Source organism: Archangium sp. (assembly GCF_036388035.1).
Lineage (GTDB): Bacteria > Myxococcota > Myxococcia > Myxococcales > Myxococcaceae > Archangium.
On sequence record NZ_DASVSO010000713.1, the window covers coordinates 1 to 8,494 of the forward strand.

Annotated in this window: 9 protein-coding genes; 7 read left to right on the plus strand and 2 right to left on the minus strand. The window is 70.7% G+C overall.

Annotation, left to right across the window (positions count from 1 at the left end):
• The first annotated feature begins 242 nt into the window (after positions 1-242).
• Entirely contained in the window at positions 243-584 is a 342-nt protein-coding gene (locus VF697_RS29335; RefSeq protein WP_331100046.1) for a hypothetical protein, read from the plus strand.
• A 10-nt stretch (positions 585-594) separates the two neighbouring features.
• Here VF697_RS29335 and VF697_RS29340 read toward each other — a convergent pair whose 3' ends face one another.
• Positions 595-1,413, minus strand: a complete 819-nt coding sequence (locus VF697_RS29340) for a hypothetical protein (protein ID WP_331100047.1) — start codon at positions 1,411-1,413, stop codon at positions 595-597.
• Positions 1,410-2,405: a phosphatase domain-containing protein gene (locus VF697_RS29345; RefSeq protein ID WP_331100048.1), complete on the minus strand. Its 996-nt coding sequence runs from the start codon at positions 2,403-2,405 to the stop codon at positions 1,410-1,412. The genes VF697_RS29340 and VF697_RS29345 overlap by 4 nt, the downstream gene beginning before the upstream one ends.
• Before the next feature lie 265 nt (positions 2,406-2,670).
• On the opposite strand from VF697_RS29345, the gene VF697_RS29350 reads away from it, so the two are divergent.
• From VF697_RS29350 to VF697_RS29375, 6 genes are all read left to right on the plus strand, one after another.
• A complete protein-coding gene (locus tag VF697_RS29350; protein WP_331100049.1) occupies positions 2,671-3,729 on the plus strand; it encodes a CarD family transcriptional regulator in 1,059 nt (352 codons plus the stop codon).
• 72 nt (positions 3,730-3,801) lie between these two features.
• Positions 3,802-4,314, plus strand: coding sequence for a hypothetical protein (locus VF697_RS29355; RefSeq protein ID WP_331100051.1), 513 nt, complete (start codon positions 3,802-3,804; stop codon positions 4,312-4,314).
• Positions 4,301-5,263 (plus strand): hypothetical protein, encoded by a 963-nt coding sequence (locus VF697_RS29360; RefSeq protein WP_331100053.1) that lies wholly within the window; start codon positions 4,301-4,303, stop codon positions 5,261-5,263. The genes VF697_RS29355 and VF697_RS29360 overlap by 14 nt, the downstream gene beginning before the upstream one ends.
• Positions 5,260-7,089 carry an ArnT family glycosyltransferase gene (locus VF697_RS29365; RefSeq protein WP_331100055.1) on the plus strand — a complete coding sequence of 610 codons (1,830 nt, stop codon included), beginning with the start codon at positions 5,260-5,262 and terminating at the stop codon, positions 7,087-7,089. Before VF697_RS29360 ends, VF697_RS29365 begins: the two co-directional genes overlap by 4 nt.
• 140 nt (positions 7,090-7,229) lie before the next feature.
• Entirely contained in the window at positions 7,230-7,862 is a 633-nt protein-coding gene (locus VF697_RS29370; RefSeq protein ID WP_331100057.1) for a hypothetical protein, read from the plus strand.
• Positions 7,863-7,940: 78 nt separating this feature from the next.
• A partial coding sequence (locus tag VF697_RS29375; protein WP_331100059.1) for an aldehyde dehydrogenase family protein occupies positions 7,941-8,494 on the plus strand: 554 nt, incomplete at its 3' end.

An 8,494-nucleotide genomic window follows, 5' to 3' on the forward strand; every position in this document is an offset into this window, starting at 1 on the left:
GTGATGATGCGGACCGAGCCCACGTCGTTGAAGAGGAAGGAGCCACCGACGGGAACTTCACGAGGGAGAGCCTGCTCGAGCACTGCGGCCATTCGAAATCCTCCAGAGTCCGCTTCCCCGCTGGGGAGGCAGTTGTGCAACCGCTACCGCCACGATATGGCGCGCTGCATCAGGGCGGTAGTAGCGACAGGCCCGCCCCTTCTCAATCGAGGTTGACTCTGACTCGCGGAGGACGTGACGCCATGAGGCTGCGCTGGAACGTACTGGGAGCAGTGGTGCTGGGGCTGGGACTCGTGGGCTGCGGCTCGACGGTGGGCGATGCCTGCACGACGGACGGAGAGTGCGGAGACACGGGGATCTGCATCAACCGGAGCTACACGCCAGGAGGCTACTGCTCGCAGGCCTGCGTGCCCGGCAAGGACAGCACCTGCCCTTCGGGTAGCACCTGTGTGAGCGGGGGTGCCTCCAATGACGTGTCGGCCTGCTTCCTGAGGTGCACGAGCGCCTCGGACTGCCGCGAGGGCTACCGGTGCGTGGGCGGCTTCAGGGGCAACCCCGTCGCCGTCTGCGTCAAAGAGGACTGAGGCCCCTGCCCTACTGTCCCGCGGACGCCCCGGCCACCGGAGCCCGGGGCGTCGGGTAGACGAAGCACAACGTCTCGAAGAGGGGCTCGCCGGGTGCCACGTACACCCCGCTGAGCGCTCGCGCGGCCTGGGCCACCTCCGTACCGAAGGACGGCACGAGGCAGAGATCCTCGGACGTGGTGAAGCGCCCCTTCAGCTTCCCCAGCCCCTGGCGCAGCGTGGCGATGTCCTGCTTCCCCCCGCGCACGGGGATGGAGGGACCGTTCGCATCCGGACCGGGGAGCTTGCCCACGCTGGTGGTGAGCTCCAAGCCGTCCTGCCGCTGGATGATGCGCAGCTTGCCGGGAGCGACCTCGGCGAGCCACGCCTGGAAGCCCTGCTCGTCCCGGAGCACCAGTGCGTAGGCGACCGCGGCGTCCGGGTGCAGCAGCCACACCTCGCGGGCGGACTCCCGCACGGTGGCGAACAGCTCGGACGTCTGCGCGAGGAAGGTGTCCGCGTCCGGCACGAGCAGCACCCGCTGCCCCTTCACGCGCTCGCGCAGCCGGGCCTGCTCCTCGGGCCGCGAGGGCACGAACCGCTCCCCGCCCAGCCGCACGGCCTCCCCCGCCAGCTCCACCCGCAGCGCCTGCTCGGGCACGGCCTCGCCGTATACCTCCGCCGGAGCCACCTGGAAGAGCGCGTCACGCCCGGCGCCTCCCGCCTCCGCGACCACCTTTGGCAGCGGTGGAGGCGAGAGCGAGCTGAGCGGCTCGGCTGGCTTCTCCTCCTTGCAGCCCATGAGCTGCAGCGCGACCCCGGCCGCCCACAGCACCCGCTTCAAGCTCATGGCGTCCCCTGCTCCGCCCGCGGCGTCGCCGGAGGGAACGCGGTGGCGATGCACTCGCGCGGGGCCAGTCCCACGCGCGCGGCGTGCTCGGCGGCGGTGCTCGCGTCCTTGAAGAGGAGCATGTCCTTGAAGCGGGCGGCGTCCTGGGTGTTGCCGGCGTCGCGGATGTAGATGGCGCGCACGCGTCCGGGGAACTCCTCGCGGATTTGAGCGTAGACCTCCGGGTCCTTCTCGCCCGAGTCGCCCACGAGCACCACCGGGTGGGGGAAGCGCTGCAGCAGGCTCCGGATGAGGGGCTGCTTGTAGCCGGAGAGCGTGCTCGGCCCGAGGTCACGCAGGTAGAGGCCGAAGCCCGCCGGGAAGCCATGGCGGGCGAGGAAGCTGCCCACCCGAGGCCCGAACTGGATGGGTGAGCCACTCACCAGCGCGAAGCCGGGCACCGCCCCCGAGCCCGCGCCCAGGCACCCGTAGAAGCTCGCCATGCCGGGGACGACCTTCTGGGTGTCCGCGTCGCGCAGGAGCGCGTTGGTCACCAGCTTGTCCGGCTGCGTCACCTCGGAGATGGCCACGGTGTCGTCGAAGTCGGAGACGACGAGGAAGGGAGCGGCGTCCGCGAGGACCTCCACGCGGGCGGTGGCGGGCGTGTTGTCGGCCACGCGCGCCTGGGCCTGGTGCGCGCCCGCGGGGAACGGACGGCCCGGCGGAGACTGGAAGGTGACCTGGAAATCGCCGTCCTCATCGCTGGTGACGGTGGCCGAGGCCTCCAGGAAGGACACCTCCACCCGGGCTCCCTTCTGGTTGCGGGTCGTCAGGCGCCGCACGTTGCGGGAGAGCGCGGTGCTGCCACGCGGGGCCTCGGCGAGGACGCGACCCTGGAGGGTGACACTGTCGGGGCGACCCAGGGCCGGGAAGAGCAGCACCTCGGGAGCGGCGAGCGCCGTGGCGGAGCCGAGTGCGAGGACGAGCGCGGCGAGGCGGGAAGGAGCATTCACCAGGAAATCCCGTGGGCGAGCGTTGAGAGATGGATGATAGCCGTGCGCGTCATCAGGAGGGCCGAGGGCAACAGGCCTGGAGCGACCTGTAGCACCCTGCCAGGAGACGAGGCGCTGGCCGCCCGGCTGCATCAGGTGCTGGCCAACAGGGACCCGTCGGGCCGCACGGAACCTCTGGCGTCGGACGCTCAGCGCCGGTAAGTCTTGGTAACTGAAAAGGGTTGGTGCTACGACCGACCCGCTGCTCTCGCTCCACGAGGGGGACATGCCAGAAGGGTCCGCGTCACTCCAGCTCGCGGTTGGCGACCGGGTGGTCTACCCCAACCAGGGTGTCTGCCGTGTGTCCGCCATCGAGGTGAAGGAGGTAGCGGGGCAGAAGCTCACCTTCGTCACCATGCGCCGGGAAGAAGACGGCGCGGTGGTGATGGTGCCCCAAACCAAGGTGGTCTCCATCGGTGTCCGCAAGGTGGCGGGCCCCGGGGACGTCACCGAGATGTTCGACTTCCTGCGCTCCGACAGCGACAAGGCGGACCTGGACTGGAAGCAGCGCGCCCGGACCAACCTGGACCGGATGACGCAGGGAGGGCTGATTGGCCTGGCCGAGGTGGTCAAGGGCCTCCAGGTGCTCAGCGAGCTGCGTCCCCTGCCCGCCAAGGAGCGTGAGCTGTACGACAGCGCGCGCCACCTGCTGGTGTCCGAGGTCGCCGCCGCGCTCAACACCTCCGACTGCAACGCCGAGGACTCCATCGACCTCGTGCTCTTCCCGCCCGGTCGCGAGCGCCCCAAGCGCACCGCCGAGGAGTTCAAGGTCCGCGTGGGAGAGGGCGACGAGGAGCTCGGGCTGGATGCCGACCTGCTCGGGCTCGATGGCGACCTCGACCTGCCCCAGGAGGAGGAGGAGGCGCCCACCGAGGAGGAGGAGTCTTCCGAGGAAGAGGGCGGCGAGGAGGAGGAGGGCGAGCCCAAGGCCCGCAAGAAGGCCGCGGCCCCGGCTGGAGGCGCCGAGGGCGAGGAGGCACCCAAGCGCAAGCGCGGTCGCCCACCCAAGGCCAAGCCCGAGGGGGCCGAGGCCGCCGCGCCCGCCGAGCCCAAGAAGCGTGGCCGTCCTCCCAAGCCCAAGCCGGAGGGAGCCGAGGCCGCCGCCGCCGCTGCTCCCAAGAAGCGTGGCCGTCCTCCCAAGGCCAAGCCGGAGGGAGCCGAGGCCGCCGCCGCCGCCGCTCCCAAAAAGCGCGGCCGTCCTCCCAAGGCCAAGCCCGCGGAGGAGACCGAGGAAACCGATGTGGATACCGACCTCGATTCGGACGATCTCGAGGACGATGAGTGACAGCCCCAGGACCCGCGGGACGCGGGCGCGAACCGGCGCCCGCCCCGAGGTCCGTGCCCGAGGTGACGCCCCGTGATTCGCGTCGTGACGCTGGACTCCTTCGACGAAAAGCAGATCGCGAAGCTCTGCCAGACGCTCTACACGGCGTTTGGCGTGGGCAGCGAGCACTCCGGCCAGAAGGAGGTGCCCGCGGGCACTCCCGAGCCGCTGGATGCCGAGAAGCTCCTGACGGAGATCAAGGGCGTGAGGGCCTACGCCGACGACAAGGTGCTCTTCATCACCTCGCGCAAGCTGAAGGAGCGCGAGATGCCGAGCGGCAAGGCGCCCACCAGCGGCTACGCCCTGTACAACAAGGACCGGGCCATCATCAGCACCCACGGGTACAAGGACCTCGAGACGGCCTTCAAGCCCGTGGCCCGCAACGCGCTGCAGCAGCTCGGCCACCTGTGGGGCCTGCACCACTGCCTGGATCCGCGCTGCTCGATGTATCCGCCCTGGACGCCCTCGTTCGCCACGGGTGAAGCCACCTTCTGCACCTTCTGCCGCGACAAGAGCGAGCAGAAGCTCCGCCTTGCGAAGTCCTAACTCCATCCTGCGCGCCCTCCCCCTGGTGGAGCTGGGGGGATTGCTGCTCGTCGCGCTCGCCTGCCTCGTCTTCCAGCTCCGATTGCCCGGCCGCTTCCCCTCCGACGCGGACTACCGCACGGTGGCGGACTGGCTGCGGGCCGAGGCCCGCCCGGGCGACGCGGTGCTCCTCTTCCCCTGGTGGACCGAGAAGGCCCGGCTCCACCTCCCGCCGGAGCTGCCGGTGTACGGCTACCTCGGCTCGGACGGGGACGACCTGGGCGCGCACCCGAGGGTCTGGGTGTTGGGCCAGCCGGAGCTGCCGCGAGCCGATGTCTCGGGGTTCCAGGCCGCCTTCCTGCCCCGGCGCACCCCGGTGGGAGCGCCGCGCCGCGCGGGCAACCTGGAGCTGACGCTGTACGAGAATGGCCGCCACCAGCCTCGACACTTCGTGGCCTCGGAGGCGTACGCGAAGGCCCGCGTCTACCTGGAGTCGCCGGACGGCACGCGGCGCGACTGCCCCTTCGACGGGCGCGTGCACCGCTGCCCCGGGCCGCCGCACCTCTACGTGGGCCCCGAGTGGCATGAAATCCACTACCAGCCGCGCCACTGCTTGTGGATGCACCCGCCCGGGGGACAGCAGCGGATGGTGGCCGAGTTCGACGGGGTGCCCGCGGGCACGGAGCTGCGGCTCGAGGGCGGCATCATCTTCGAGTACGCCGTCCGCCACGAGCCGCACCTGAGCACCACGCACTACGGGGTGGAGGACGCGGCCACGCGCGAGTCGCTGCTGGAGATCTCCCAGCCCGCGGGCCTGGAGGGCGTGCAGAAGGCGTCTCGCGCGCTGCCACCGGGCGGGCCTCGCACGGTGAGGATGTGGGTGCAAGCGGACAACCCGGACTCGCGTCAAGTGTGCCTGGAGTTCCTCGCGCTCGGAGCCGCGTCCGTCGTCTCCCGGGAGGGCACATGACGGGCCGGGCACCGACTCGGGACGAGCGCTGGCTGGCGCTGGCGCTGTGGGTGCTGGCCTTCGTGGCGCTGTGGGCCACCGAGTCCGCGGTGGGCTTCACGCGGGACGAGAGCGTCTATTTCTACGCGGGCGAGGGCTACGCGCGCTGGTTCCAGCAGCTCTTCCGCGAGCCCGCGCGCGCACTCACGGACGGGGCCATCGTCCGGGCCTGGGACTACAACCACGAGCACCCGGTGCTGATGAAGGAGCTCTTCGGGCTCTCGCACCTGCTCTTCCACGAGACGCTGGGGTGGCTGCGCCCGGCGGCGGCGTTCCGACTGCCGGCCTTCGCCCTCTCGGCGCTGGTGCCGGCCCTCCTCTTCCTGCTGGGCAGCGCGGTGTATGGCCGCACCGCGGCGCTGTTCGCCGCCCTCTCCTTCCTGCTCGTGCCGCGCCAGTACTTCAACGCGGAGCTGGCCTGCTTCGACATGCCCATCGCGGCCATGTGGCTGCTGGTCGTCTACGCCTTCTGGCGCGCGCTGGAGGACAGGGACTGGGGCGTGCTGTGCGGCGTCTTCTTCGGCCTGGCGCTGTGCACCAAGCACAACGCCCTCTTCCTGCCCTTCGTCCTCGGGCCCTTCGCGCTGTGGCGCGCGTGGACCGCCAGCGAGGGCCACCCGGCCGCGCGCACCGGGGTGTGGCGCGTCGTGGGCCTCTTCGCCGCGGTGGCGGTGCTGTACGTGCTGCTGGTGGTGAGCCTGGGCCCCGAGGGCTTCCAGCGGAAGTTCTTCCTGCTCAGCCCCCACACGCTGCTCTTCGTCGGGCTGGCGGTGGGCGCCTTGTGGCTGCTGCACGAGCTCAACAAGGTGCACGCGCCCACGGCGCTCGCGCTGCTGCCGCTGGCGACCATGGCGGCGTTCGGGCCCATCATCTTCTACCTGCACTGGCCCTACCTCTGGCACGCGCCGGTGGAGCGGACGGCCTGGTACCTGAACTTCCACGCCACCCACAACCACTACGCCTGGTTCTACCTGGGCACGCTCATGCGCGAGCCGCCCTTCCCCTGGGACTACGTGGTGGTGAAGACGGCGCTCACCGTGCCCACCAGTCTCTTCGTCCCCATGGTGACGGGGTGGCTGGTGCTCGCCGGGCGCACGGTGTTGAGCCTCATCCCGCGCACGCGCGAGTGGGTGCGCCTGCCCTCGCTGGCCGAGGGGCTCGTGGGCGTCAACGCCGTGGCCTCCATCCTCATCATCAGCCACCCCGACGTGCCGCACTTCGGCGGGGTGAAGCACTGGCTGCCCGCGATGCCCTTCCTGGGCCTGCTCGCGGGCGTAGCGGTGACGCGCGGCTGCGAGGCCCTGGTGGAGCGGCTGCGCCCCCGCTGGCCGAGGCTGTCCCTGGCGGCGGTGGCGGCTCCCGTCTTCGCGCTGCTGATGCTGCCGGCGCTCGTCGCGCTGGTGCGCGTGTTCCCGTACGGGACGAGCTACTACTCGGAGCTGGCGGGCGGCGTGCCGGGCGCGGCGTCGCTGGGGATGCAGCGGCAGTTCTGGTCGAGCAACGTGACGGCGGTGCTGCCGTGGATCAATGAGCACGCACCGCGCAACGGGCGCGTCTTCCTGCACGAGGTGAACGGGCTCTCGTTCCGCGACTACCAGCGCAACGGGATGCTGCGGAGCGACCTGCAGCCAGCCGGGCCGTTCGACGCGGACATCGCCGCGTACCAGTACCACCAGGAGTTCCGCGAGCACGAGTTCAACGTCTGGGAGTCCTTCAAGACGCGGACGCCGGCCACGGGGCTGTACCTGGACGAGACACCCCAGGTGGTCGTCTACCAGCGGCGCTGAGGCATGACGCGGCGTGTCGGAACGAAGTGGATTTCACGGAGTGTTCAAGTGCAGACGGCGAGTGGCCCCCGGGGGCGGGAGTCCCGGAATCCGGGCTAGGTTTGAGTCACGACCTTGGTGGACGTCTCCAGGAGGGACACATGACTCGGTGGATAGGTGCCGTGGCGGTGGTAGCGCTGGGTGTGGTGGGCTGCCAGCAGGAGCAGAAGCCAGCGATTGCGACGCGCGCGGAGCTCAAGACGCTGAGTGGCTCCACGGTGGAGTTCATTCCCAAGGACGGGCAGCACCCGTACTGCATGCTCTTCACCGTGTCGGAGAAGGGCATCATCCGGCAGCTCACGATGACGCGGGAGAACCGCTCCATCAAATGCGAGCCCGGCAAGCGCATCTACAACTCGAGCTTCCGCATCCCCGTCGAGGAAGGGCCGGTCCGGGCGTACATCTTCTTCTCGGACCAGCGCATCCAGGCGGGCTCGGTGGCGCAGCAGCTCTATGATCTGCGCGACAAGCAGCGGGTGACGGCGATGGACTTCCGGCTGCCGGGCTCGGTGTCGGTGGAGATGCTCCAGTTCACGCCCAAGGCGGGCGGCGAGCCGGTGACGGGCGCGGTGGTGGGCACCACGGACATCGCCGAGGGCAGCACCCAGGCCGAGGAGGCCGATGTGGAGGAGCCCGGGCAGCAGCCGGCGCCGCCGAACGAGGCCGCGCAGCCGAAGCCCCCTCCTCATGGTGGAGGCAGCGGCACGACGACGGCCACGGACGCCGCGCACTGAGGCGGGCCCGTCACCCGCCGAACGGGAGCCCCCACCCGGCCCGGGCGGGGGGTTGCCGGCATCATTACCTTGCCGGCCATGACCACCCTTACTGTCGACAATCCGTACACTGGGGACGTCGCCTGCTCCGTCACACTCGCTGACGAGGCGACCGTCAACACCGTCCTCGATCAGGCCCGCGCCGCCGCCAGGGCCGTGCGCTCGACTCCTCTCTCCGAGCGCAAGGCCTGGTGCGAGCGCATGGTCGCCGCCATGGAGGCGCGCGCGGACAGTATCGCCGCCGACATCTCGCGGATGATGGGCAAGCCGCTCGGGCAGGCGCGCGGCGAGGTCCGCGGCATGGCCGAGCGCGCCCGCTACATGATCTCCGTCGCCGACGCGGCGCTGGCGGACCTCGTGCTGCCGGACAAGGCTGGCTTCGAGCGGCGGATCGTCAAGGAGCCACTGGGGGTGGTGCTGGATCTCCCCGCCTGGAACTACCCGCTGCTCACCGCGGTGAACGTGGTGGTGCCGGCGGTGCTGGCGGGCAACGCGGTGGTGGTGAAGCACTCGCCCCGCTCGCCGTTGTGCGGTGAGCACTTCGCCCGCGCCTTCGCCGAGGCCGGCGCTCCCAAGCACCTCGTCCAGGCGAT

Bases quoted from the DNA above. Each gene is read 5' to 3' on its own strand.
- VF697_RS29335 (WP_331100046.1), top strand. From the start codon at position 243: ATGAGGCTGCGCTGGAACGTACTGGGAGCAGTGGTGCTGGGGCTGGGA.
- VF697_RS29340 (WP_331100047.1), bottom strand. From the start codon at position 1,413: ATGAGCTTGAAGCGGGTGCTGTGGGCGGCCGGGGTCGCGCTGCAGCTC.
- VF697_RS29350 (WP_331100049.1), top strand. From the start codon at position 2,671: ATGCCAGAAGGGTCCGCGTCACTCCAGCTCGCGGTTGGCGACCGGGTG.
- VF697_RS29365 (WP_331100055.1), top strand. From the start codon at position 5,260: ATGACGGGCCGGGCACCGACTCGGGACGAGCGCTGGCTGGCGCTGGCG.
- VF697_RS29370 (WP_331100057.1), top strand. From the start codon at position 7,230: ATGACTCGGTGGATAGGTGCCGTGGCGGTGGTAGCGCTGGGTGTGGTG.